Genomic DNA, 22937 nt, shown 5'->3' with positions numbered 1-22937 from the left:
GACGGTTGGGCGTGACGCGCCGGGACTTGGTAGCGGCGATGGTGCGCGTGACCGGAGTGACCCTTCGATCGGGTGTTGGCGTAGGCCGAAGAAGTAATAGGTGTGACGTGTGCGAGACGACGGCTGCGCTTGGCGGTGCGGAAAAGTGGTAGGGAACGGATAGGATGCAGACTGGCGCACGTGAGTGGCGAAACTACTGGACGTTGCCGCTCGCAGCGGCACTCGGGAACTCAGCTTCAGTACTCCATATCTACTCGATCGGGCCGTTCATGGCGTCCTTGGAGAGCGAATTTGGCTGGAGTCGGGCACAGATCTCCGTCGGCCTGACGATTGCGGGGGCCATCACCGCGATCGGCGGGATCGGAACCGGAATTCTCCTGGACCGGTTTGGGCCCCGCCGGGTCGGCATCATCGGCGCCGCAGCTTTGTGTGCCCTCTATGCGCTGCTGGGCACAGCCACTGGCAGCATACTCAACTGGATCCTGCTTTGGGCCTTGATCGGCATTGCAGCGGCCGGTGTCACGCCGACAATCTGGACCAGTGCAGTTGCCAGTCGGTTCGATGCCTCGCGCGGGCTCGCAATAGCACTGACCATCTCCGGTAGCGGAATCGCTGCCACAATCATTCCTGTGATCGCGGCATGGATTATCGGCGGGTACGGATGGCGAGCGGGCTTCTTCGGGCTTGCTGGGATCTGGGCTTTGGCGTTGCTGCCAATGCTGATGCTATTCTTCTATGGCAGGCAAGATCAGAGGAAAGGCCCTTCTTCGTCCGCCGAGGTCCATGCAGGCGGCTCTCTCCCTGGCTTGACGCTGCGCGAAGGTCTTCGCTCGGCTGCTTTTTACAAGCTCGGCGTCGCTGCGATGCTCTTCTCTTTTGGGGTCATCGGATTGATCGTCCATCTCGTGCCTGTGCTGCAGGATCGTGGTCTCGACAGACTTGGGGCTGCCAGTGTTGCGGGGCTGGTAGGGCTCTCATCGATCGCGGGCCGCCTGGGAACCGGTTTTCTGCTGGACCGATTCCGCGCCAGTCGAGTGGGGATGGCGGCCTTCCTGCTCCCCACAATATCGACTCTGCTCCTTCTCATCGGCGACGGAACGTTTGCGCTTGCGGTTGCGGCCTTGGTCTTGGGTTTGTCTCTGGGCTCGGAGCTGGATGTCGTGCTCTATTTCGCGACTCGTTACTTCGGCCTCAAGCGCTTCGGCGTATTGTTCGCGACGATGGCCATCGGGATGGCCATCGGGACCTCGCTTGGGCCAGTTTCGGCCGGAGCCGTTTATGACGTTTTCGGCAGCTACAATAATTTCCTGCTACTCATTTTTCCGATCGTGATCCTGGGATCGGCGTTGATAGCAACGCTAGGACCCTACCCGGACCATGGCGAGGAGATCGAAATTAGGGCAGGCTAACCGGGGCAGCGTAAAAAGGATTGCACCGGCTAGCGGCGGGGCCGGCAATTTTCATGACCACACGCCATCTTGTCGATCCGGAACTTATCGCATTTTGTCGCGTACGGTGTGGGGTCATTTACTCAGCCTGCGAGGCCGGAAAAGCGGCCCGAACTGGATCGCCGGAATTGCGGAGTGATTCCATCCGGATTTGCGAACGGCTGGCGCACATGCCGGACTGCTTTGGGGTCGATTTGTCCGGCGGCGTTGGGCTTCAAGCAAAGCACGCTATCGGGGAGCGGTTATGGAAACCGAGGGCTTTGCTTGAGTTTTTTCAAGGAAAATCAAAGCATGTTGGCGGAGCGGGAGTCCGCCAAACAATTAAAAATATCGTTTAATATCTGATACTTTTATCGGAACTGGCGGGATTTTCCTCCCACATCCGCTCCCACACTTTGCAAATCGACATCCAAACCATGCCCGATTTTCGGGGGACTCACGCCTTGGGAATCCGCAGTTTTGCATCGGCACCTTCGGCAAAGGCGTTGGTGTCGTCAAGCATCGCGCGCGCGCTCTCGAAGCTATGCCAGTGGATCATGCCGACGTAGCGTTGAGCAGCGTCCAGCATACGGATCAGCGGCACGGCCTGCCCGTTCTTGGAGAAGGCTTTGAGCGCCCCGAGATAGTCGGTGCGATAGGCCGTGGGGATGATGATGCGCTCCTGTCCCGCCGCGACCAGTTCGGCGTTCATCATGATCCGGGCGGTGCGCCCGTTGCCATCGGTGAAAGGATGCACCTCACTTACCAGCATCATCATGAACACGGCCCGCTGGAAGGGTTCTTCCAGGGCGCGGTAAAATTCAAACCCGCGCTCAAGGGTGCCGTTCACCAGTTCGGGCGCGACAAAGACGGTGCTGCCCGCCTGATTGATCTTTGTCTTGTAGGCACCGGGGTTCTTGTCGGGCCGCGCCTGCATCAGCGTGGCATGGCGGCGGCGCAGGATGGTTTCAAACTCGTCGTTGCTTGCAGGCAGGATGCTCATTTCTCGCGTGTCGGATACGATGCGGAAGGTGCCCAGCACGTCATGGGCATCTTCGGGCCGCTCGGACGGGATAGCCCCTTCAAAGACGATCTCTCGCGCCTCTCCCACGCTGAACTCGGTGCCTTCGATGAAGTTGGAGAAATAGGCTTCAAAGAAGGCGAGGTTGGCAACCGCTTCATCATCTTGTGCCGAAGCCGGGCGCGGCGTGGGGATGGCGTCACGCAACGCGCCAAACAGCGCCTCGAACAGCACGACGCGGTCGGGATCGAAGGGGTGTCCTGCGACACGGGCCTTGCCCACGGCGCTTTCAGCCTTGGCTTCTCGGGTGCCAAGATATGCGCCGACAAGGTCGGTCAATGCTTCATACTCAGCGTCAAGGCCAAGTTCGGGCGCGATGGCGCGGGCGTCATCGCGCAACTTGTTGAGCGCCCCTTCGCCCTGCATGCGCAGCAGCGCGTCAAGGCGCTGCTCCAGTTCCTCGCGCGACAATGTGCGGGACACCCGCCCACCGCGCGCGCGCGAGGGGCGCATATTCTCAAGATAAGCGCGCGCAGTCGAAGCGAGCCGTGCGCCGCCGATGAAAGGCTTGTCACTGTCAATGGCCCCTGCGCCCTGCCTGGGGCGCAGCGTAAGGCCGGGAAGCTGCGTCTCCGTGCCTTTTTCCGAAATGAGAAAAACGGAGCCGTCCCCGGCGGGCTTGTTCTCAAGCGCGGTGCGGTCGGTAATCAGGGCATCGGGGTAATAGCTGGTGATGAGGTGGTACCAGTTGCGGCGCACCAGCCGTTCGGGATTTTCGGTGAGATTGCGGGTATAGAGGCGTGAGCCGATGCGGCGCAGTTCCCCGCGCGCGACGGCATCATAAACAGCCTTCGATATGGCTGTGTGCGAAACGAACACCTCGGGATATGTGCCGGTGGAAAATTCGGACATTAAGCGCGCCTTTCTGTGCCGGCTTACCGAGTTTTCTATCCTTAAGGAAGAAAAATTCCGAAAAAATGCAACTTAATGATTGAGGTGGGAGAAGATCGGGGTGGGAACGCCCATCCCAGCGAGGTGGGTGGCGAATTTATGCTGGATAAAGGTCAGAAATCCCGAAAATATATGACTTAGTCTGATTCGCCGGAGGAGGGACTCGAATTAGATCATTGAAATAATTGATCTTATTTCTTGAATCGAATTCGCCTCTTGGCGAAGGCCCGCAAAAAGGCCCGAACAATTCTGGCCTTAAAAAACACTGGAACCGGGTACGTGCAAGGCTTGGGATGGCCTGACGTACATCGGGCGCTCAATTCAGAATTACCCTGAATTACCCCGGTTCAGCCGTCAAGCTGGGACCAGTAGAGGGTGGCCCGCTTCACCCTGCCCGACGCGCCGTCGCCTCAAGCTGGGCAATGCGCTCTGAACAGATTTCGTGCACCACGCGGCCCAGTTCCTCGACCCGCTCACCGAGCCAGGTCAGCTCTTCCGCGCTGATCCGGTACTGTTTTGAATACCTTGCCTTGACGTAGGCCTCTTTGAGCTTCTCGAACATCGCACGCTGCTTGCGGTTGTCGCTGGGCCAGACGTAGGTGAGCCGCGCATCAAGCCGCTCGGCCTGCGTACGCAGGAATGCGATGTTGTGACTGTGTGGGGTATAATTCTGCACGACGAGAAGGACGCAGTGCAGAAGGCTTTCCGTCGCCTGATGCAGCAGGAACGCCGCCTTCTTCCAACTTCCGCGTTGCATGTAGAATTTGTAGCCCTCGAGGAATTCGGCTGCACTGGGCATCCACTCCTCAAAATACTCCTTCGCCATATCCAGTGCGGCATGCGGCGTCTTGGGCTTGGGTTCGTGCAGTTCGGTGTCGTCGCTCTGGTATAGCGCGATGCCGTCGCGGGCGATGTCCATGAAAAAGTAGCGCCCATGGGCGAGCCCGTCGTTCACCTCGCCGAGCGTATGAACGATAAAATTGACGGGCGTTCGAAGCGTGCCGGCGATGCCGTATTCGCGCATTAGCCGGTCATCGACCTTGGCCCAGTATTTGATCCGATCGGTCAGCCGCTTGTCGTTGACGATGATGAGAAGGTCATAGTCCGACTTGTAACCCTTGGCCGTGTGCGGCTCGTCGACCCAATTGCCGCGCGCATACGACCCATAGAGCAAAACCTTGAGGATGCGGCCCTTCTTCTTCCACTCGTGCCTGGCGAGCGCGAAGGCATCCTCGAATTCCTCGAATATGAGCTGGAGCACGCGTTCCAGCTCGCGCTGCTTGCCTGCGGGAAGATGATCGAGATCGCTGCGCATGATTGTCTCTACCCTGTCGGGCTTGCCGCGTGATGGCAAGTCATTGGATAGCAAGCCATCACGCGCGAAGCATGGATCACCACGGCCACAGGCGCCGCCAGATTGAGCAACCTGTTGTCTGGAAATTTGCGTTTGGGATGATCATGCATCCTGGCATTCCCACTTGATGTAGGCTTTTGTGTCGGAGGCCCATTGTTCGTCGATCTCGACGAGGATGGCGACAACAGGTTGCTCAATCCGATTGCGATGACGCACGCGGCCCAGAACGCGATCCTCGATGGCGTGCGCAAGCTCGATCCGACGGTGGAGAACTTCACCGATGTCGACCGGATCGTCCGGAACCACCCGGAGTGGGATCTTCGGATACGGAAAGCGCTAGGTCGGCAGAATGGTGCGTTGTCAGCAAGACCGGAACCGTCGTCGCATCGCTGAACAGATTGTGGCTGAAGTCCAGCGTGCTCAAGAAGCTGAGCGGGCGGCGGTTCGACCACCTGTCATTCGCGATCCACGCCACCCCCCGCCCCCGACCGTCTGACAGAGCCTCTTGATCGCAGGGCGCCGTCCAGACACGAAACTGCCCGTTCAAGCAGGGGTTCGTTGAGCCAGAGCAGCGCCCGCTTCGTCTGCGGAAGTGCCCTCAGCGAACTTGGGATATTGCCCGAGGCTGAGCCACAATACCGAAGCAACTAGGAACGCCGGGATCGAGAGCCACAGGAACAGATCGTAGCTGTGGGTCACATCAAAAATGGCATTCGCGATGATCGGCGCAATTCCGCTACCGAACAGGATCAGGCCGTTGATCGCGCCGAACATCGTGCCGAAGCTCTTGATGCCGAAGTGCCGCGCGGCGAGGTAGGCGCATCCATCAACTTCCAGCCCAACCGACAGCCCGAGAACGAAACAGGCCGCCGCGGCCGCAGGGACCGAGCCTTTGAATGCAAGTAGGATGGCGATTACGATTAGCGGGATCAGCACGCCAAAGCCGGCGACCCGCCCCGCGTTGAATCGGTCCAGGAGATACCCACCTCCGAGCCTTCCGATGATCGAGCCGATCCCGACCAGACCGGCGACGCTCGCAGCCGTTGCGGCCGAAAGCCCTTGGGCAATCACGAGAGGTACGGCGTTAAACGTCAACGCTGCGGCGGCCACGGCGAATATCACCGCACCCCCGGCGAGCTTGAGGAAACGGGCCGACCGGAACGCTTCCTGGACCGGCATTCCCTTGAGTTCAGGAGTTGATGTGGCGCCGGGGTCCAACGCCGGTGCCATGGCGGTATCGCGTGGACCGTAAAACATAAAGATGACAAGCGGATAGACGATTACGAGGACAATCGCCGATACGCCCGCGAATGCCATTCGCCAGCCGAGCAATTCGACTAACGTGTACGTAAGCTTGGGAATCACCGCCGCGGCAATCCCCGTCCCCGTAAGGGCGATGGCAAGAGCTTTCCCGCGGTTTCGGTCAAAGTATCCGTTTATGGCGGTGGTCCACACCATCGGCATGACCAGCATGTTGGTCAGCGCCACCACAATCCACAGTGCCCACCAGGTCAGGATGTCCGAGGTGGTCAGCGAGAGCAAGGCCACGGCCCCGCAGTACAGCGGCACGCCGATGAGGCCGATCCGGCGCGGACCGAAACGGTCCACCGCCATCCCCGCAAAGGGAGCCAGCACCAATGCTATGACTGCATTGATTAAAAGTCCGGATGATATCTCCGCCCGCGACCACCCAAACTCGCTTTCGAGCGGCCCAATCATCACACCGATCATGTATGCGTGAGTTGCACACAGAAGAATCCCCGCGAGGCACGGAACGAGCAGCTTCCAGTGGACCCGCCACTCGCTTCTGGAACTCGCTTGGGCGGCTCCTGTCATCCGTGCTCTCCATTCGTGCCGTGCGCGTGGTGCTGCCATCTGTGGATGGCCCCGGCGCTGCAAGGGGTAACTTGAGTTGATGATCGGATCTAGCACGGTGCAGTTGCTTAATCGTGGTCCGGGCAACGCTTCCGCCGCCATGGCCGTCGTTCACGGTCATAAAATGCCTCGTCGATAGCAGTCGTACATTCACGGCCCGCGATTGGCCCCGGACACGTTCCCGCCCGAGGCTTGTTACCTCGGCTGGCAGGAGTCCCTGCAAAAGCTCGCAAGGCTTGTGGAGCCGGAGATCGACGAATAGCGTTGACGTCGGACCGGGCCGCCGGTCCTGGACAATAGGAGACCGTGGGATGACCGAAGAATTTCCCCGCATGTCCTTTCCGAACGAGAGTTCGGAGTATCGCGAGGCGCGCAACGCCCTGCTCGACGCGGAGATCGCGCTGCGACGTAAGACAGAGGCTGTCGCGGAAATGCGTCGTGAGTTGCCGCCCGGCGGCGTAATCCCCGAAGATTTCGTCTTCGAACGGATCGGCGCGTATCAACGGCCCGAAAAAGTGCGATTGTCCGAATTGTTCGGCGATTTCCCGACCCTGCTGATCTACAGTTACATGTTCGGGCCGGAACGCGATGTCCCCTGTCCGGGCTGCACCCATCTGCTCGATTGCATCGACGGCGCGGCGCGCCATGTGCCGCAACGCGCGCCACTCTGCGTCGTGGCGGCTTCCCCGATCGCCCGGCTCGCCGCTTGGGCGCACGACAGGGGATGGGCGCATCTTCAGCTGCTCTCCACGGCCGGCAATGACTATAATGCGCATTACTATGGCAACACCGCTTCGCTGACCCTCGAAATGCGCACGGCGCGCGGTTACAAGTCCGATGAGAATTGGGACGAGCCGATGCTCAATGTCTTCGGGAAGGACGGCGATACGATCCGTCACTTCTGGGGCAGCGAACTGGTGTTCGCGCCCGATGATCCCGGACAGGATCATCGCGGCCTCGATGTAATCGATCCGGTGTGGGGCCTGCTCGACACGACACCCGAAGGGCGCGGCGACTGGTTCCCGAAGGTCGACTATTCGCGCTGACGGTCTTTGCCTCGCGGACAGGCCAGGGGCTGCCGCACCCTGTGATCGGAACTGGAGGACGAAGGAAATGGGATTTGAACGGAAAGACACCTGACGGCGAAACGCCGGAGCCGTTCTATCATGGCACGAAGGCCGACCTGAAACCGGGAGACCTGATCGGACCCGGTTTCAGTTCCAACTACGGCAAACGGAAGCAGGCGGCTTATGTCTATCTCACCGGCACGCTGGACGCCGCGATCTGGGGTGCGGAACTCGCTCAAAGTGACGCGGCCGAGTTTACATCGTCGAGCCGACCGGGCTTATCGAGGACGATCCCAATCTGACGGACAAGAAGTTTCCCGGCAATCCGACGAAATCGTTCCGGACATGCGATCCTTTGCGTGTCGTCGGAGAGGTCGCGGAATGGGAAGGCCATTCGCCCGAGAGGCTCAAGGAGATGAAGGATCACCTCATGGAACTCACGCGGCTCGGGATCGTGGCGATCGAGGATTGAATCGGAGACTTTCTATGAACCCCATCATTACCGCCTTTGCGAGCTCTCCCGATCGCGGACAGGGCCTTGCGCGCGACATGCGCGTCCGCTGGGCCCTCGAAGAGGTCGGCCAGCCCTATGACGTTCGCCTTGTTTCATTCACCGAGATGAAACAGCCAGCACATCTCGCGCTTCATCCCTTCGGACAGATCCCGACCTATGAGGAAGACGGTCTCGCCCTGTTCGAGACGGGAGCGATCATCCTTCATATCGCGGAGCATCATGCTGGCCTGCTGCCGGGCGATGCCAATGCCCGGGCACGCGCGGTGACCTGGATGTTCGCTGCCCTCAACACCGTGGAGCCGCCGATCGTCGAGCGCGAAACCGCCTCGTACATGGAGCGCAGCGAAGCCTGGCACGAGCATCGCCTGCCCATGATGGAAGAGCGCATCCGCACCCGGCTGGGTCAGCTTTCCGCATGGCTTGGCGGCGCGGACTGGCTCGACGGAGTATTCAGCGCCGGCGATCTGATGATGGCCTCGGTGCTGCTCCGGCTGAAAGCATCGTCGGACATGCTGGAGGAATATCCGAACCTGTCGGCTTACGTCGCCCGCGGCGAAGCGCGTCCCGCATACCGGCGGGCCTTTGCGGCGCAACTGGAAGTCTTCAACGCGTCGTCGCCTGGCTGACGTAATCCTATCGGGGGAGAGGAGAGATGCGCAAGGCGACGCTACAGAGGTCACGATGCTCAACCATCTGGTTGACAATGATGGTCGGATTGATATATTAAACCATATGGTTGACTATCGACTCGACACCACCTTCACGGCGCTGGCCGACCCGACGCGGCGCGGGATGCTGGCCGCCTTGGCTCTCGGCGAAAAGCCGATTAGCGAACTCGCCGCGCCTTACCCCATGAGCCTGGCGGGTGCCGCCAAACATGTCGGCGTGCTGGAGCGAGCGGGTCTCATCGAACGGCGGAAGGTGGGCCGTCAACAGCTCTGCCGCCTCAAGCCCGGCCGGCTGAAGGAAGCCAGCGACTGGCTGGGTCAATGGGAGCGGTTCTGGAACTCGCGCCTCGACGCGCTCGAAACTGCATTGAAGGAAGATGACACATGACAGGTTCGGACAGGGTCACACCTCAAGAGCTGCGGTTCGAGCGTTTGCTTGATGCGCCGATCGAGAAAGTCTGGCGCTTCCTGATCGAACCGAACCTTCGCGCCCGATGGTTCATGGGCGGCCCGACCGAACCCGTTGTGGGAGGCAAACTCGGCCTCACCATGAATCATGACCGACTTTCCGATGACGACGTGCCCGTGCCCGAACGCTTTGCCTCACACGTGGGTGCAAGCTGGGCCGAACGCATTACGCGTATAGAGCCGCCTCATCTGCTCTCCTTCACCTGGGATGAAGGGAAAGCCGGTGAGGTCACGATCGAGCTTGCGGAGGAGAATGGCAAAACGCGCTTGGTGCTCACGCATTCGGGTCTGCGTGGTCGCGACGATGCGGAAAACTTCGGCTCCGGCTGGCATTCGCATCTCGCCGCGCTCGAACGGCGGATCCGGGGCGATGGTGTTGCGAACTTCTGGGCGCTTCACGCGGAAGCCGAAGCAGCAATGCAAAAAGCTCTCGGGAAGGAGGGCTGAAGCTGACCACCACATGGATGGCGATGAGCGGGCCTGCCGTTTCAGGTCACACTCGATTGCGAATTCACCATCCCGATGTAGTTTCGGTCACCCCGCCAAACATCTGATGCGCGAACAGTTTCAAGCCGGTCAAGGATTTTGGGACGAGGCGAGTGTAGATGAGCGAACTGATCATTTGGACATTGGATTGGGTGCCCGAAGGTCCCCGTGGCTTTGTTCGCGATCTAAGGCTTCGATGGGCGTGCGAGGAAGCAGGACTTGTTTATTCCGTGCGATCTATCCCGTTTGAAGGGCGGGAAACCAACCACCTTTCGCAACAACCCTTCGGCCAGGTCCCATTTTTGAGCGACGGCGAATTGGAAATATTCGAAAGCGGCGCGGGTTTGTTGCATCTGGCTCGAAAGAGCGAGAATCTGATGCCGCGTGATCTGATCGCTGAAGCGAAAACGGTTCAATGGATAATCGCCGCCCTCAACTCGATCGAGATGGTGTCCGTGCCCTGGTGGTTCCTGGAAATCTCTGGTGCAAAGGACAACGGTCTCGCCGACTGGATGGCGAACCGCCTCGACCAGCTCGAGAACGTTCTGAAAGATCGGGAATGGCTATCAGCCGATCGCTTCACTGCTGCGGATCTCCTCATGGCGGATGTGTTACGCGTTCCGAAAGTCCGTGCCTTCGGTGACCGTCCGGCAACTGAGGCTTATGTGGCCCGCGTAACCGACCGCCCAGCGTTCAAGAAAGCTCACAGTGATCAACTGGCGTATTTCGCAACGGCCGATGAAGCGAGACGGGAACAGTATTAACAAGAACCGCGCGTATTGGCACTGGAGTAGCAGCTCGCGCCGACAAACTGGTTATTGCGCGGTCGAGTTGAAGTCCCCAAGACCTTCCGTTCGTTCATCGCGTTTGAGGCGGGTCAAAGCCCAATCAACAAAGGTGCGCACCTCTTGATGTCCGCGCGTGATCCCGACCCGCTCTTCGTTGGCAAGGGTTCTGGCAATTGCCACGAGGATCGTGGTCAAGGCGATCGGGGGAAGGATTTGGGGCTCGATCATCGACTGACTTGAAATGCGCGCGAGTGCTTGCGTTTGAACGTCGCGGGCCTCGTCGGTGGTTTCCGCCAGTACTTCACGGATGCCCTTGCGATGGTTCGCCAGAGCGAGGAATTCCACCCCAAGCGCAGACTGAGCCCACCCTGATTGGAACTTCCAGAGCGCTCCCAGCGGGTCTTCCGCTGCCAAGACATGCTCGAATTCAGCTAGCTGGCGCTCGGTCATGCGCTTGTGGAGTGCGATGAAGAGGTCGTCGGTGGTCGGATAGTAATAGTGAACCGTCGCTCCATTGATGCCGAGCTCCTGGGCGACACGCCGGGACGTCACGGCGGCATAGCCTTCGTCGACCATGAGCCGCTCGGTCGTGTCGAGAATGAGCGCTCGCGTCGTTTCAGGATCGCGTCGCACACGCTTTGGCTTGTTCACTCGTTGAATCCCTTCGGCGCCCGCGAGGAGGGCCGCCAGTCAATGGAGCACGTAGAGGTTGACGACAATACCTTGCACTACTAAACATGTGTTTAGTATGTGGCGACTCGTCAGGAAGGCCCAGAGGATGCTCATCAAGCCCATAACGCCGGAGATCGGTGCGACCGTTGAGGTCGCGTCCGAGGCCGTCCTCGCTGATGGCGCAGCCGAACTGCTTCTTGAGGCGCTGAACTGCTATAACGTACTGGTTTTCCCGCAGGTTCGGATGAGCGACGATATCTTCCTCGCATTGACCGCCGCGCTGGGCGACATGCACGAGAATAAGGTGACCGACGACGGCTCCGCCGCGAGCAACAAGGGCATCTTCCGCATCGCACTCGACAAGGACGACAAGACCCAGCGCGAGTTCATCCTCGGCAACGACTTCTGGCACATAGATGGCATGTCCTACACGGTTCCGGTCAAGGCGACGTTGCTCAAGTGCGAGAGCGCGCCGAAGGAAGGCGGGGACACGGGTTTCGCGAACCTCCATGCCGCCTATGCCGCGCTGCCTGACGACAAGAAGCGCGCGCTTGCCGGCCTGAAGGTCGGCCACTGCCTCTCATCGTCGCTGCGCCGCCTCTACGAGCAACCCACTGCCGAAGACTTCGCGCGCTGGGATGCGATCTTCCCGCGTCTCGAGCATCCGCTCGTCTGGAAGCAGGAAAGCGGGAAGTCGGCGCTCCTGATCGGCTCCACCGCCAACGACATTACAGGCATGGACGAAACGAAAAGCCGGGCCTTGCTCGACGAACTGCTCGAATGGTGCACGCAGGATCGCTTCACCTATCGCCACAAGTGGCAGGATGGCGATCTCGTCATCTTCAACAATCCGGGGCTTCTGCACCGCTCCTATCCCTATGACGATGCTGCCGGCCGCGTGATGCACCGCACGACGCTCAAGGGGCGCGAGGCGATCGGGAGTGACGCGTCCCCGCTTTCCGCCGCGCTCTACTGAAGGACCGACGATGCACGATCAATCACCCGTCGCAATCGTTACAGGAGCGAGCCGCGGTGCCGGTCGCGGCATCGCCCGCGCGCTCGGCTCGCACGGCTGCACGGTCTATGTCACGGGGCGCTCGGAAGCCGAGGGCGACGCCGAGATGCCGGGCACGATCCATGCAACTGCGCGCGAAGTGACCGACGCCGGCGGCAAGGGCGTCGCCGTCCGCTGCGACCATGCCGAGGATGAGCAGGTGGAAGCGATGATCGCCAAGGTGATGGCCGAGCGCGGCCGGATCGACATTCTGATCAATAACGCCTGTGCGGTCTCCGGCGCGCTGTCGGAACCGGGGCAGTTCTGGGAAAAACCGCGTTCGATCGGCAAGATGATCGACGTGGGCGTTCGCAGCGGTTTCGTGGCAAGCTGGTTCGCGGCGCCGCACATGGTGAAGCAGGACAGAGGCCTGATCGTCTTCACCTCGTCCCCGGGTGCGGTGCATTACTGCTTCGGCCCGGCCTACGGCGCCCACAAGGCCGGGGTCGACAAGATGGCCTTCGACATGGGCATCGACTTCGCCGATGCGGGCGCCAGCGTCGCCGCCGTTTCGATCTGGATGGGCGCGCTCACCACTGAACGCCTGACGGGAATGATGGAGGCGATGCCCGAGCGGTTCGAGCACCTCGCCGGTCAACTCGAATCGCCTGACTACACCGGTCATGTCGCCTGGGCGATTTACAACGATCCAGATATTATGCGCTTCAACGGCCGGACGATCATCGGCGCGGAGGAAGGACAGCGCTTTGGCATCACTGACATCGGCGGAAGTTTCCCGCCCTCGGTTCGCGAGACGACCGGTGCCATGCCGCCTGAATACTTCCTCCATAAGGTGAAGTGAGCGCCGCATCCCTGAATCACGGCCTGCGAGCTGCGGCCCAGTGGAGTTTCATATGATCCTCGAACGCGCCGAAATCACGATCAAGGACGGCATGATGGATGAGTTCCTGGCCGTACTAACCCAAAAAGCGATTCCGCTCACTCAGACCTTCACCGGCATCAAATCGTTCACCGCGCTGCGCGGCGAGGAGGACGGCGACAACGTGATGTTTCTGGCGGAATGGGATTCGCTCGAAGCCCATCTGGCATCGCGCCCCGAGCCTGCACACGCCCGGTTTCGCGAACTTGTCGTCCCCTACGTCGCCGGAGCGAAGACCACTGTCCACTTCCATCCTGTGAAAAGCGTCAAGCCGGTCTGATCCGGGCTGACGGGGAGAGAAGCTCATGAAGATCACGAAGCTGCCCGCCCCGGAATGCAAGGGCGGCGAAAGCCCGATGTGGGATGCTGAGCGCGGCGAACTGCACTACATCGACAACGCCGGATCGAAGGTTCACTCGTTCAATCCCGATACCGGGGCCACGCGCACGCTCGAGATGCCTAGCGTGATCACCACCCTGGTCCTGCGCCGCGGCGGCTCCGCGGTCGTGACGCTGCGCAGCGGCATCCACTTCCTCGATCTCGACACCGGCGCGCTCGAATTGATCGATCCGCTGCCCGATCCGCCGCCCTACGTTTACAACGACGGCAAGGTTGACAGCCGTGGGCGGTTCCTGATCGGCGGCAGCACGGCCAACTTTGCCGCGCCGACGCCCGACGGCGGACTGTTCCGCCTCGATCCCGACCGCACGGTCACCCGGCTCGATGCCGGCATCCACTTCTCGAACAGTCCTTGCTGGTCGCCGGATGAAAAGACCTTCTATTTCTCCGATAGCTGGGTCGATACGACCTTCGCCTACGATTACGATATCGAGACTGGCGCGGTTTCGAACAGGCGGCCCTTCGTGACCACGCGAGCGCTGGGCGGGCTTCCCGATGGCGCGACAGTCGACGTCGACGGGCTCTTCTGGGTCGCTGTCTATCAGGGCGGCAAGATAGCCGCTTATCGTCCCGACGGCGCGCTCGAACGCGCCATCGACATGCCGGTGAAGCTGGTCTCCAGCGTCGCGTTCGGCGGTCCCGACCTCGATCGCCTGTTCGTCACCACGATCGCGCATGGCACGCAGGGTGAACCGGCCGAAGACGGTGCGGGCGCGCTATACGTGATCGATGGGCTCGGCTTCCGAGGCCGGCTTGAACACCGTTTTGCGGGCTGACACCGCGCAACCGAGAGGAATGCCCATGACTACCGAGGAACGACTGGCTGCGCTCGAAGCGAAGATGCAGGAAATATCCGATCGCCAGGCGATCTTCGAATGCATCAAGCGCAATTCGCGGGGCAACGACCGCTTCGATGCCGAGCTGACAGCCAGCAGCTACCATGAGGACGGCCTGCACGAGGTCGGCCGGAACCGTGTGCCCGGTCCCGGCTATGGGACACACGCCAATGCCGCGCATGGGAAGCTATTCGAGGCGAACCTCCACAACGTGACGATGCACCTGTGCGAGATCGACGGCGATGTCGCGCATGCCGAGAGCTATAGTCTGGGCATGTTCCTCGACAAGGGCTGCGAGACGGGCCGTGTGCTGGCGGGACGCTACATAGACCGACTGGAAAAGCGCGACGGCGAATGGCGGATCGCGCTGCGCCGCTCCACCGTGGAAATCGCTCTCGAAGGAAAGGCGGCTTTGCCGACCGGGGCGCTGCTGCCCGGCTCGGGCTATCTCAGAGGGAACCGCGACCGGACCGACCCCTCGTACGAGCGACCGCTCACCGCTGAATTCGGTTGCCGCTGGTAAGATCGAGGGATCAGACAATGTCGCTTGCAGGAAAAGTCGCGGTCGTTACGGGAGCCGCGCGTGGGCTCGGCCGCGCTATTACCCTCAAACTTGCTACCGATGGCGCGGCGGTCTCGGCGTGGGACTTGAATTCAGAAGGTGCCGAAGAGACAGCCGCGATCGTGCGCGAGCGTGGCGGACAAGCGCTCGCCTGCGGCGGAAACTCGGCCAAACGCGATGACATCGCGGCGGCCTTGGCCGCGACGCATGCTGGACTTGGCAAGGTTTCGATCCTCGTCAACAACGCTGCGCTTTCCCCGTTCTGCAAGTTCGAGGAACTCACCGAAGAGCTCTGGGACGACCTCATGGCCATAAACCTCAAAGGCCCGTTCCTCTGCTGCAAGGCGATTATTCCGGACATGCTCGAGGGCGGCTGGGGCCGCATCATCAACATCTCGTCTTCATCGGCGCAGACGGGTTCCGCACGACAGACGCACTATTCGGCTTCGAAGGCCGGGGTGATCGGCTTCACCAAATCGCTGGCGATGGAGTACGCGACCCGCGGCATCACGGTGAACAACGTTCCGCCAGGCTTCGTGAACACCGAGGGTCTGCAGGAATCGCCAGTGGACGTCGACGCCTTCGCGCCGCTCACGCCAATGAAGCGATCGGGTCGGCCCGAGAGCATCGCGGCAGCCGTTGCATTTTTGGCTTCGGAGGATGCTGACTACATAACCGGGCACACGCTGAGTGTGAACGGCGGCAGGTATCTCAACTGATCAAATCCGCCGACAGAGCCGCCATTCGCCGCCTCGGACCGGCGCGTCGGAACCTGCCGTAGGTTCATGTTACGTCACCGGGCATCGAATGACCGGAAGCAACGTCGTCGATCAGCCGCACGGAAGGCGCCTTTGTTGGGTGAGCGGACGTGCCAAATCCTCCCCGGAACGGGGAGGTGGCAGCCGGAGGCTGACGGAGGGGTCGGAATCTCTCGCCTTGAACCTCAATGCGATCGGCGAGCCTCCGACCCCTCCACCACCCGCTTCGCGGGCGGTCCCCCTCCCCGTTCCGGGGAGGATCTGGATGACAGCCTTGTCGGCGGCTCCGGAACGGCGCCTTCTGGATTAAAAGTTTGAAATGCTGCCCTTCGCTCGCGGCCCGGGTGGGGCGGCGGTAGCCGCCAACAAGGACGAACCCGCTGCGCGGGAGGGTCGCGTGGGGCGGGCTAGCTGTGAGCTTTGCGGGGGCGAGTTCGCCGCTGAGCCTGCAAGTTCCTTCAACCGAGAGGAACTTGCCATGGCTACCATTTCCACCGACACGCCCGCCAAGCCGCTGCGCCAGCGCATGCAGCACGACATGATGATGCGGGGCCTGCTGCCGCGCACGCAGGAACAGTACATCCGCCACGTCCGGCGCTTTGCCGCCTACCTCGGCCGTCCGCCCGACACGGCGACGGCGGAGGATCTGCGCAATTTCCAGATCCACCAGCACGAGAGCGGCGCCAGTGCGGGCACCATCAATGGCGCGGTTTCGGCGTTGCGCTTCCAGTACACGGTGACGCTCAGGCGGCGCGATTTGGCACGGGGCCTGGTGGCGATGCGCCGACCGCACAAGACGCGCGAGGTCCTGAGCGTCGAGGAGGCCGCCCGGCTGCTCGAGGCGGCGCCGGGTATCAAGTACAAGGCCGCGCTCGTCGCCTATGGTGCGGGCCTCCGCGTCACCCAGTTCCAACGCAGGGATCTCACGTGCCCCGCTGGACAATCATCATAGGAGATTTTGATGACGCGGCCGCTTAGCGACCAGACCATCGCGCTGCTTTAACCCGCCATGAGGGCGGCAGTTGCCAGGAGGAGCGGCCTCCCGCCCCCTCCGACACAGTGGGGTCCTTGTGTCACGCTGTGGTGCGCGGTTAAGCTACTTGCAGTGCCGCCTGACAGTCAAACCAATGCGAGAAGTCCGCTATTTCCATGGGCCGGGCGAAGAAGTAGCGCGGATCACCTCGGGCGAAGATCTGAAACTGCGAAAAGGGTGGGCGATAGCACCTTGTAGCGACGCTTTGTGATGCCTGCCACGTTGGTCCGGCAGAGCCGTACGAACATCGCATCGGGTACGAACGCAGGTTACGGTTCGGCGCGAGTACCTTCCCCTGAGGCGCGCCACAGGGCATAGCGGTTTGCATGCCACCATCGTCCTCGTCCTCCGCACAGCCGCGCGCCCGGCGCAACAAGAGTTTTGAGGCGACCCACCAGGCGCTGATTGAGGCCTCCGTGCGGCTCATTTCGGAGAACGGGGTCGAGGCCCTGTCGGTCGCCGCCCTGGCCCGCGCGGTGGGCATGAACCGCGCGACCGTCTATTATCACTTCGCCAGCCGCGAGGCACTACTGGAAGCGGTCAGCGCCTGGTCGTCCGAGCAGCTCACCCGCGGCTTTTCCGCGCCGGAGAGCCAGCAGGATCGCATCGACTTCGTCGCGCGGTTCGTGCTCGACAACCCCGACCTGATCAAGCTGTGGATCGAGCAGTTCGTCGCCCCCGGCGACATCCGCGACCGCTATCCCAAGTGGGACGAGTTCGTCGCCGCCAGCGCCCGCACCCGTGCCGGAGGGGGAGAAGAGGTCGACGTCGAGGTCTATTGCACCCTGATGCTGGTTGGAGCGATCATCGGGCCGCGGGTGTTCCGCAGCAGCGTTCGGCCCGAACTCAGTGACGACGAGGTGGTCGAGCGGTTCCGCCGGGAGCAGCAGCGGATGCTCCGACGCGAGGGCTTGCTGCGAGAGTAGATAAACTTCCAACACATGTGCTGGAAGTTGTGAGAAAGTCGATTATACCTAGGGCACAACCGAAACAGGATGCCGCCCGTGGACCAGCAGACTTCGACTTTTCAACGCATCCCCGCCGACGACCTCGCCTGGCTGGGCACGGCCCCTGTCCCGGCCAAACCCTACTACGATCCGGCCTACAACGAGCTGGAGCGCCAGGCGGTGTTCCTCAAGAGCTGGATCAATATCGGCCACGTCTGCGAGATTCCCGAGACTGGCAGCTTCATTCGCCGGGAGCTGGAGTTCGCGCGCGCTTCGCTGCTGATCGTACGGGGCCGCGAAGGGGCGGTGCGGGCGTTCCATAACGTCTGCCCCCACCGCGGCACGCAGCTGGTCGATGAGGCGCAAGGCCGCCAGAGCAAGTTCAGCTGCCCCTACCATATGTGGACTTTCGGCACCGACGGCGCGCTGCTCTCCGCGCCCGATTTCGATGCCTTCCACCTTGAGAAGGAAGACTGCGCGTTGCGCGAGGTCGCCGTCTCCGAGTGCGGCGGGATGCTGTTCGTAAACTTCGACCCCGCAGCTGAGCCACTGCGCGAATGGCTGGGCGAATACGCGGAGCGGCTCGAGCAGATGCCCGTCGCCCGCGCCACGACTTTCGCGGAGTATACCTACGAAATCGACGCCAACTGGAAGCTGACCTACGACAACTTCCAGGAGAATTATCACCTGCGCTTTATCCATCCGCGCTCGGGCGGGGCGGGGATCGGAGGCGACAACGAATACGGCTACCCCACCAGCATGGGCTTTAGCGGGCCGCACCGCACCCAGCGGATCTGGGCTCACCCGAAGCCCACCCTCAAGCCCTTTCAGCTCAAGGCCGCGATGAAGGCCGTCCACTCAGCCGCCAAACATGGCATTTTGGAACTGCCCTATGGCCGCGACTACCTCGCCTTCTTTCCCAATTTGTTCGTGATCGGCACGCCGACCCAGCCGTTCTCGCACACCGTTTACCCGCTCGGGCCGGAGCGCTCGCGCGGGGTCGTGCGGGTCTACTGGGCCAGCGAGGACAGCAACGCATCGGAGCGCTTCGCCCGCGAATATTCGCTCGCGCAAGTTCGCGACATCCATTGCGAGGACATCTCGATCATCGAGCGGGGCCAGCGCGGCCTGTCTAGCGGCGCGCTGGATCACATCCACTTCCAGAGCATGGAGGCGCTGTGCCGCCATTTGTTCCTCGAAGTGGATGCCCGGGTCCAGGATCACGCCCGCAGCATCGGAGAGACCGCATGACTTCCGGCCCAACCCTGCCGCATGAATTCGCCGTGCTCGAGCCGTTTACGGAGCGCTGGGCGATTAACGGCTCCGCCAACCGCGCCGCGCTGCGGACCAGCTCGACCGCTGAGGAGCGCGAGGCGTTCTTCGCCGCGGCCGACCCGCTGCTGGACCGCGCGCTCGAGTATCTCGATGCCCGCGCACTTTGTGAGCTGTCGCAGGATGAGATGCGGCTGATGGAACTGATGCTCAGCCTCGCCCACGTCGCCCTCGCGGTGGAGATCCAGGGACCGGATGAACCCAAAAGCGCGCAGTGGCGTGACCGGATGAGGATCACCCGTTCCCCAGCCGAACGGGAGCCGGCATGATGCGCGAGCTCAGCGGCAAAACCGTCTTCATCACCGGTGGCGACGGCGGGATCGGCGGCGGCATCGCCCGGGCGTTCGCCGAGAGGGGCGCGAGAATCGTCCTTGCCGACATCGACCTGGCCTTCGCGCGCGAAGAGGCAGCACGCCTGCCTGCCGATACTCCGGTCGAAGTCGCCGCGCTCGACGTGCGCTCGCTCGAAAGCTGGGCCTCGGCCTGCGACGCCGCGCGTGCCCGCTTCGGCGCGATCGACGTGCTGTGTAATAACGCCGGCATTTCGTCGGGCTTCAAGCCGCTAATCGAGATCGGCCCGGACGAGTTTGAGCGGCTCATGGCGATCAACGTCACGGGCGTCTACAACGGCATCCACACCGTCGCGCCCGAGATGATCGCGCGTGGCAGTGGGCATATCGTCAACACTTCGTCGATGAACGGCCTGGTCCCGTTCGGCAGCTTCGCCGCATACTCCGCCAGCAAGTTCGCAGTGCTCGGCCTGTCCGATGCTCTGCGCGAGGAGCTGGCGCCGCACGGCGTCGGCGTGTCCACGCTGTTCCCGGGCCTCACTCGCAGCCGCATGGCCGAATCCGACGTCGGCGGCCCAGCCGGCGGCGACCCTGAACGCGTTGCCGCGCTGCGCGCCAGGATGATGGACCCGCTCTGGCTCGGCCGGGCGGTAGTCCGGGCGGTCGAAGCCGACGAGTCGTACATCGTCACCCACCCCGAATACCGACCCGGCTTGGAAGCGCGCCACCAGCGCATCCTGGCCGCGTTCGGCGAGCCCGCCCAGCCGAATTATAGCACTGGCGCGGCAGCGCCAAGGGTTGAGGGCGTTCGCTTCTGACGATCGGCACGAGCTTCCTGCAACGGCTTTGCCTCGCAGGTCAAGCCATTGGCAGCGGCGGCTTAATCCCAGGAAACACCTGTGCCCCTACTTGCAGAGGCCGATGCCCAGGTGCAGCACCTTCGATGCGTTGGGAGTAGTATGAACATGACGGTGGATGAAGTCATCGCTGCGGCATCCGCAAAGACGGGGCTCACGGATATCGGCGACCACTCGGTCCTTGACGGCTTGCAGCGTCTATTGAGGGCCTACGGCGAAGAGGCGCGCTTCACCGAGCGCGGTTCGCAGATGGCGCATGCGGACCTCGTCAACTACATGGCGGTGCGCATGAGGATCGAGGGCTGGCTCAAGGAGCATCCGGAACTGCTCGATAGCCCGATCGAAAAGCCGCTGTTCGTTTTCGGCTTGCCGCGAACAGGTACGACGCTGGCGATCAACTTGTTAGCCTCAGACCCCGCCCGCCGTTCGTTCATGCGCTGGGAGGCGTTCGAACCGACTCCGCCGCCACAGCCCGAAGAACTGCATGCAGGCCCGCGATACCAGGCGATGCAGGACAAGACGCAGATGGCGCTCAAGTTCATGCCGCACATCGCCGCTATCCATTACGAGGATGCCGACAGCCCAACCGAGTGCCAGTTCCTGATGACGCCGAGCTACTGTTCACAGGTATATGAATCGCAGGCGGACATTCCCAGCTACCGCGACTGGTTCCTGCACGAGGCGGATTACCTGCCCGCGTTCCAGCACCACAAGCGGACTTTGCAGGTACTGCAGCAACACGCCGGAGGACGCTGGACGCTCAAGAACCCATGGCACCCGCTCTATCTGGACGCACTGAATGCCGTGTACCCCGATGCGCAGCTCGTAATGACGCACCGCGATCCGGCGGACGTGGTCGGCTCGATCTGCAGCCTGATTAGGCACGTGCGAGCGATCTACAGCGACGATGTCGACCTGATTGGCATCGGGCGGACCTTCATCGATACCTTCGAAATTATGATCGAGCGCGCCGAGGCATTCCGGGCGAAGCATGGCGCGGACGCAATCTACGATGTCCAGTATGCAGACGTCATGCGCGATCCGATTGGCACCGTGCGCGGCATTTACGAGCGCTTCGGCGACCCGTTCACGTCGGAGGCGGAAGCCGCGATGCGGGCCTACATGGCCGACAATCAGCAAGGCAAGCACGGCAAGCATAGCTACGACCTGGCCGAGTTCGGGCTCGACAAGAATGAAGTTCGCGAGCGATTTGAAGCCTATATCGAGCGCCACGACATTCCGGTGAGCAGCGCATAGAGCGTCACACAAACAAGCGGCTCCGCTGCGCAGACTAACGTGCAGCGACGATGCGATCGCCCGCCAAGGGGAGAATAGAGATGTCGCAACGACGCGTGTGGTCTGTTGGCTTGGCGGCCCTCTCGCTGGCGGCGGTTTCGATGTCTGCACGCGCGCAGGAGAAGCCGGCACAACCTCCCGCGCCGGTGCCCGGGTGGAACGAAATCGTGGAATCGTTGCGAACCCTGCCGGAGCGAATGTTGGCCAAACTGCCGGAGCCGATGCGCTCCGATCCGCAGGTACAGCAGGAAGTCGGGCGACTGGCGCTGGAGGCACTTGCTTCGCAGTCGCTGAGCGCGATCGGGGCTGACGGCGACTTCCCGCAGTTCCTGCCTTCGATTGGTCAGGTGCTCAATGTGGGGCAGCCCAACGCCGACACGTTGTACCGCAGCGCCGCGATCACGCCTGGCGGCACCTACCGCATCCGCGGTCTGCGCCGGACGCTCAACCATGCGGTCATCGCACAGGGGATCCGCGGCGGCGGCCAGCTCCGTCCGCAGATATTCCTGTCCGATCTCAAGGCCGACACGGACGGTCGCTTCGAGCTTCTGCTGAGCCCGACGAGGCCAGCCGGCTATGATGGTGACTGGTGGCAGCTCGATCCGGGCGCGCATATGCTCCTGCTGCGCATGGTGAGCTCGAAGTGGGGACAGGAGCAGAGCCCCACTTTGGCGATCGAGCGGGTCGATCGGCCGATGGGCCGGCCGAGGCCGACTGCAACCGTGCTCGAACAGCGCCTTCGCGCCCTGCCGAAGGCGATCGACACCTTGGCGCTGATGTTCGTCGATCACCATGAGCAGCTTCGATCGGAAGGCTTCATCAACAAGTTCACGGACTTCAACGTCGGCGCTGGTTCTCTCCAAGGACAGTTTTACTACGAAGCGGCCTATGAGCTGGCCGAGGACGAGGCGCTGATCGTCGAGTCACCGGTCCCAATGAAGTGCCAATACCGATCGCTGATCCTGACCAACGAGATTTATGAGACGACCGATTGGTTCAACAATCACTCCAGTCTCAACATCGACCAGGCGGCGCCCGATGCAGACGGGAAGCTGCGGATCGTCGTCGCCCACAGGGATCCGGGGGTGAAAAATTGGCTCGACACCGCGGGGTGTAGCGCGACAAACTGGATGAGGTTTGCGCGTCAATCAGGATGAGAATGTGATTGTCGCGGCGCGTCATTGAGTGCCGATTTTAATTGTCGCTGGCAAGGGCCTCGTTCTCATCCTGATTGTCGCGGATGGTCTCGAGGACTTTCGGAGTGGTGTAGGCAGCCGGCCTTCCGGCGCCCGTGCGGCGGGCCTGTGCGGTTCGCCGGCGGTAACTTTCGACGTTCATCTCGAAGATGGTGGCGTGGTGCACGAGCCTGTCCACTGCTGCGAGCGTCATCGCGGGGTCCGGG

General features: G+C 61.9%; 25 protein-coding genes and 1 pseudogene. 21 read left to right on the top strand and 5 right to left on the bottom strand.

The window, feature by feature from the left end; all coding sequences use genetic code 11:
- The first annotated feature begins 164 nt into the window (after positions 1–164).
- Entirely contained in the window at positions 165–1409 is a 1245-nt protein-coding gene (locus IEX32_RS17655; protein ID WP_188772866.1) for an MFS transporter, read from the top strand.
- 475 nt (positions 1410–1884) lie between these two features.
- Here the strand turns inward: IEX32_RS17655 and IEX32_RS17650 are convergent, their stop codons facing one another.
- Positions 1885–3360 (bottom strand): Fic family protein, encoded by a 1476-nt coding sequence (locus IEX32_RS17650; RefSeq protein WP_188772865.1) that lies wholly within the window; start codon positions 3358–3360, stop codon positions 1885–1887.
- Between the two features lie 424 nt (positions 3361–3784).
- A complete protein-coding gene (locus IEX32_RS17645) occupies positions 3785–4714 on the bottom strand; it encodes a nucleotidyltransferase and HEPN domain-containing protein (protein WP_188772864.1) in 930 nt (309 codons plus the stop codon).
- A 192-nt stretch (positions 4715–4906) separates the two neighbouring features.
- Between IEX32_RS17645 and IEX32_RS17640 the strand changes: the two genes are divergently transcribed.
- On the top strand, positions 4907–5146 hold the full coding sequence (locus tag IEX32_RS17640; protein ID WP_188772863.1) for a hypothetical protein: 240 nt from the start codon (positions 4907–4909) through the stop codon (positions 5144–5146).
- A 150-nt stretch (positions 5147–5296) separates the two neighbouring features.
- Here the strand turns inward: IEX32_RS17640 and IEX32_RS17635 are convergent, their stop codons facing one another.
- Complete coding sequence (locus tag IEX32_RS17635; protein WP_268236760.1) at positions 5297–6589, bottom strand: MFS transporter; 1293 nt, start codon at positions 6587–6589, stop codon at positions 5297–5299.
- A gap of 350 nt (positions 6590–6939) precedes the next feature.
- On the opposite strand from IEX32_RS17635, the gene IEX32_RS17630 reads away from it, so the two are divergent.
- The 6 genes and pseudogenes from IEX32_RS17630 to IEX32_RS17605 all read left to right on the top strand — a co-directional run bounded on the left by IEX32_RS17630 (position 6940) and on the right by IEX32_RS17605 (position 10595).
- Entirely contained in the window at positions 6940–7674 is a 735-nt protein-coding gene (locus IEX32_RS17630; RefSeq protein WP_188772861.1) for a DUF899 family protein, read from the top strand.
- 74 nt (positions 7675–7748) lie between these two features.
- A pseudogene (arr, locus tag IEX32_RS17625) lies at positions 7749–8167 on the top strand (NAD(+)--rifampin ADP-ribosyltransferase).
- 14 nt (positions 8168–8181) lie between these two features.
- Positions 8182–8835 (top strand): glutathione S-transferase family protein, encoded by a 654-nt coding sequence (locus tag IEX32_RS17620; protein ID WP_188772860.1) that lies wholly within the window; start codon positions 8182–8184, stop codon positions 8833–8835.
- Between the two features lie 55 nt (positions 8836–8890).
- Positions 8891–9265: an ArsR/SmtB family transcription factor gene (locus IEX32_RS17615; protein WP_229736467.1), complete on the top strand. Its 375-nt coding sequence runs from the start codon at positions 8891–8893 to the stop codon at positions 9263–9265.
- Positions 9262–9792, top strand: coding sequence for an SRPBCC family protein (locus IEX32_RS17610; RefSeq protein ID WP_188772859.1), 531 nt, complete (start codon positions 9262–9264; stop codon positions 9790–9792). Before IEX32_RS17615 ends, IEX32_RS17610 begins: the two co-directional genes overlap by 4 nt.
- A 158-nt stretch (positions 9793–9950) precedes the next feature.
- Positions 9951–10595, top strand: coding sequence for a glutathione S-transferase family protein (locus tag IEX32_RS17605; RefSeq protein ID WP_188772858.1), 645 nt, complete (start codon positions 9951–9953; stop codon positions 10593–10595).
- A gap of 51 nt (positions 10596–10646) precedes the next feature.
- Here IEX32_RS17605 and IEX32_RS17600 read toward each other — a convergent pair whose 3' ends face one another.
- Positions 10647–11270 (bottom strand): TetR/AcrR family transcriptional regulator, encoded by a 624-nt coding sequence (locus tag IEX32_RS17600; RefSeq protein WP_188772857.1) that lies wholly within the window; start codon positions 11268–11270, stop codon positions 10647–10649.
- Between the two features lie 127 nt (positions 11271–11397).
- Between IEX32_RS17600 and IEX32_RS17595 the strand changes: the two genes are divergently transcribed.
- The 13 genes from IEX32_RS17595 (at position 11398) to IEX32_RS17535 (ending at position 22692) form a co-directional block, all read left to right on the top strand.
- Positions 11398–12267, top strand: coding sequence for a TauD/TfdA dioxygenase family protein (locus IEX32_RS17595; protein WP_188772856.1), 870 nt, complete (start codon positions 11398–11400; stop codon positions 12265–12267).
- Positions 12268–12277: 10 nt separating this feature from the next.
- Positions 12278–13147: an SDR family NAD(P)-dependent oxidoreductase gene (locus IEX32_RS17590; protein ID WP_188772855.1), complete on the top strand. Its 870-nt coding sequence runs from the start codon at positions 12278–12280 to the stop codon at positions 13145–13147.
- 52 nt (positions 13148–13199) lie between these two features.
- Positions 13200–13505 carry a putative quinol monooxygenase gene (locus IEX32_RS17585; RefSeq protein ID WP_188772854.1) on the top strand — a complete coding sequence of 102 codons (306 nt, stop codon included), beginning with the start codon at positions 13200–13202 and terminating at the stop codon, positions 13503–13505.
- Between the two features lie 25 nt (positions 13506–13530).
- A complete protein-coding gene (locus IEX32_RS17580) occupies positions 13531–14400 on the top strand; it encodes an SMP-30/gluconolactonase/LRE family protein (RefSeq protein WP_188772853.1) in 870 nt (289 codons plus the stop codon).
- Positions 14401–14425: 25 nt separating this feature from the next.
- Positions 14426–14983, top strand: coding sequence for a nuclear transport factor 2 family protein (locus IEX32_RS17575; RefSeq protein ID WP_188772852.1), 558 nt, complete (start codon positions 14426–14428; stop codon positions 14981–14983).
- Between the two features lie 17 nt (positions 14984–15000).
- Positions 15001–15741: a 3-oxoacyl-ACP reductase family protein gene (locus tag IEX32_RS17570; RefSeq protein WP_188772851.1), complete on the top strand. Its 741-nt coding sequence runs from the start codon at positions 15001–15003 to the stop codon at positions 15739–15741.
- A 517-nt stretch (positions 15742–16258) separates the two neighbouring features.
- A complete protein-coding gene (locus tag IEX32_RS17565) occupies positions 16259–16732 on the top strand; it encodes a tyrosine-type recombinase/integrase (protein WP_229736466.1) in 474 nt (157 codons plus the stop codon).
- Between the two features lie 407 nt (positions 16733–17139).
- Complete coding sequence (locus tag IEX32_RS17560) at positions 17140–17739, top strand: TetR/AcrR family transcriptional regulator (RefSeq protein WP_188772850.1); 600 nt, start codon at positions 17140–17142, stop codon at positions 17737–17739.
- 78 nt (positions 17740–17817) lie between these two features.
- Positions 17818–19011 (top strand): aromatic ring-hydroxylating oxygenase subunit alpha, encoded by a 1194-nt coding sequence (locus IEX32_RS17555; protein ID WP_229736465.1) that lies wholly within the window; start codon positions 17818–17820, stop codon positions 19009–19011.
- Entirely contained in the window at positions 19008–19361 is a 354-nt protein-coding gene (locus IEX32_RS17550) for a hypothetical protein (RefSeq protein WP_188772848.1), read from the top strand. Before IEX32_RS17555 ends, IEX32_RS17550 begins: the two co-directional genes overlap by 4 nt.
- Positions 19361–20200, top strand: a complete 840-nt coding sequence (locus IEX32_RS17545) for an SDR family oxidoreductase (RefSeq protein WP_188772847.1) — start codon at positions 19361–19363, stop codon at positions 20198–20200. Before IEX32_RS17550 ends, IEX32_RS17545 begins: the two co-directional genes overlap by 1 nt.
- A 147-nt stretch (positions 20201–20347) precedes the next feature.
- Complete coding sequence (locus tag IEX32_RS17540; RefSeq protein ID WP_188772846.1) at positions 20348–21496, top strand: sulfotransferase family protein; 1149 nt, start codon at positions 20348–20350, stop codon at positions 21494–21496.
- An 80-nt stretch (positions 21497–21576) separates the two neighbouring features.
- The gene (locus tag IEX32_RS17535; protein ID WP_188772845.1) at positions 21577–22692 is read left to right on the top strand and encodes a DUF1214 domain-containing protein; all 1116 of its coding nucleotides are present in this window, start codon (positions 21577–21579) and stop codon (positions 22690–22692) included.
- A gap of 37 nt (positions 22693–22729) precedes the next feature.
- On the opposite strand, the gene IEX32_RS17530 is transcribed toward IEX32_RS17535, so the two are convergent.
- A partial coding sequence (locus tag IEX32_RS17530) for an ATP-binding protein (protein ID WP_229736464.1) occupies positions 22730–22937 on the bottom strand: 208 nt, incomplete at its 5' end.

Source organism: Novosphingobium endophyticum, assembly GCF_014640675.1.
Taxonomy (GTDB): Bacteria; Pseudomonadota; Alphaproteobacteria; order Sphingomonadales; family Sphingomonadaceae; genus Novosphingobium; species Novosphingobium endophyticum.
Note: the sequence above shows the minus strand (reverse complement) of the source record. Positions and strands in the feature narration are given on the sequence as shown.

What these genes read in the sequence shown, in the direction of transcription:
- IEX32_RS17655 (WP_188772866.1), top strand. Translation starts at nt 165, where the DNA reads ATGCAGACTGGCGCACGTGAGTGGCGAAACTACTGGACGTTGCCGCTC.
- IEX32_RS17650 (WP_188772865.1), bottom strand. Translation starts at nt 3,360, where the DNA reads ATGTCCGAATTTTCCACCGGCACATATCCCGAGGTGTTCGTTTCGCAC.
- IEX32_RS17645 (WP_188772864.1), bottom strand. Translation starts at nt 4,714, where the DNA reads ATGCGCAGCGATCTCGATCATCTTCCCGCAGGCAAGCAGCGCGAGCTG.
- IEX32_RS17635 (WP_268236760.1), bottom strand. Translation starts at nt 6,589, where the DNA reads ATGACAGGAGCCGCCCAAGCGAGTTCCAGAAGCGAGTGGCGGGTCCAC.
- IEX32_RS17630 (WP_188772861.1), top strand. Translation starts at nt 6,940, where the DNA reads ATGACCGAAGAATTTCCCCGCATGTCCTTTCCGAACGAGAGTTCGGAG.
- IEX32_RS17620 (WP_188772860.1), top strand. Translation starts at nt 8,182, where the DNA reads ATGAACCCCATCATTACCGCCTTTGCGAGCTCTCCCGATCGCGGACAG.
- IEX32_RS17615 (WP_229736467.1), top strand. Translation starts at nt 8,891, where the DNA reads ATGCTCAACCATCTGGTTGACAATGATGGTCGGATTGATATATTAAAC.
- IEX32_RS17610 (WP_188772859.1), top strand. Translation starts at nt 9,262, where the DNA reads ATGACAGGTTCGGACAGGGTCACACCTCAAGAGCTGCGGTTCGAGCGT.
- IEX32_RS17605 (WP_188772858.1), top strand. Translation starts at nt 9,951, where the DNA reads ATGAGCGAACTGATCATTTGGACATTGGATTGGGTGCCCGAAGGTCCC.
- IEX32_RS17595 (WP_188772856.1), top strand. Translation starts at nt 11,398, where the DNA reads ATGCTCATCAAGCCCATAACGCCGGAGATCGGTGCGACCGTTGAGGTC.
- IEX32_RS17590 (WP_188772855.1), top strand. Translation starts at nt 12,278, where the DNA reads ATGCACGATCAATCACCCGTCGCAATCGTTACAGGAGCGAGCCGCGGT.
- IEX32_RS17585 (WP_188772854.1), top strand. Translation starts at nt 13,200, where the DNA reads ATGATCCTCGAACGCGCCGAAATCACGATCAAGGACGGCATGATGGAT.
- IEX32_RS17580 (WP_188772853.1), top strand. Translation starts at nt 13,531, where the DNA reads ATGAAGATCACGAAGCTGCCCGCCCCGGAATGCAAGGGCGGCGAAAGC.
- IEX32_RS17575 (WP_188772852.1), top strand. Translation starts at nt 14,426, where the DNA reads ATGACTACCGAGGAACGACTGGCTGCGCTCGAAGCGAAGATGCAGGAA.
- IEX32_RS17570 (WP_188772851.1), top strand. Translation starts at nt 15,001, where the DNA reads ATGTCGCTTGCAGGAAAAGTCGCGGTCGTTACGGGAGCCGCGCGTGGG.
- IEX32_RS17565 (WP_229736466.1), top strand. Translation starts at nt 16,259, where the DNA reads ATGGCTACCATTTCCACCGACACGCCCGCCAAGCCGCTGCGCCAGCGC.
- IEX32_RS17560 (WP_188772850.1), top strand. Translation starts at nt 17,140, where the DNA reads ATGCCACCATCGTCCTCGTCCTCCGCACAGCCGCGCGCCCGGCGCAAC.
- IEX32_RS17550 (WP_188772848.1), top strand. Translation starts at nt 19,008, where the DNA reads ATGACTTCCGGCCCAACCCTGCCGCATGAATTCGCCGTGCTCGAGCCG.
- IEX32_RS17545 (WP_188772847.1), top strand. Translation starts at nt 19,361, where the DNA reads ATGCGCGAGCTCAGCGGCAAAACCGTCTTCATCACCGGTGGCGACGGC.
- IEX32_RS17540 (WP_188772846.1), top strand. Translation starts at nt 20,348, where the DNA reads ATGACGGTGGATGAAGTCATCGCTGCGGCATCCGCAAAGACGGGGCTC.
- IEX32_RS17535 (WP_188772845.1), top strand. Translation starts at nt 21,577, where the DNA reads ATGTCGCAACGACGCGTGTGGTCTGTTGGCTTGGCGGCCCTCTCGCTG.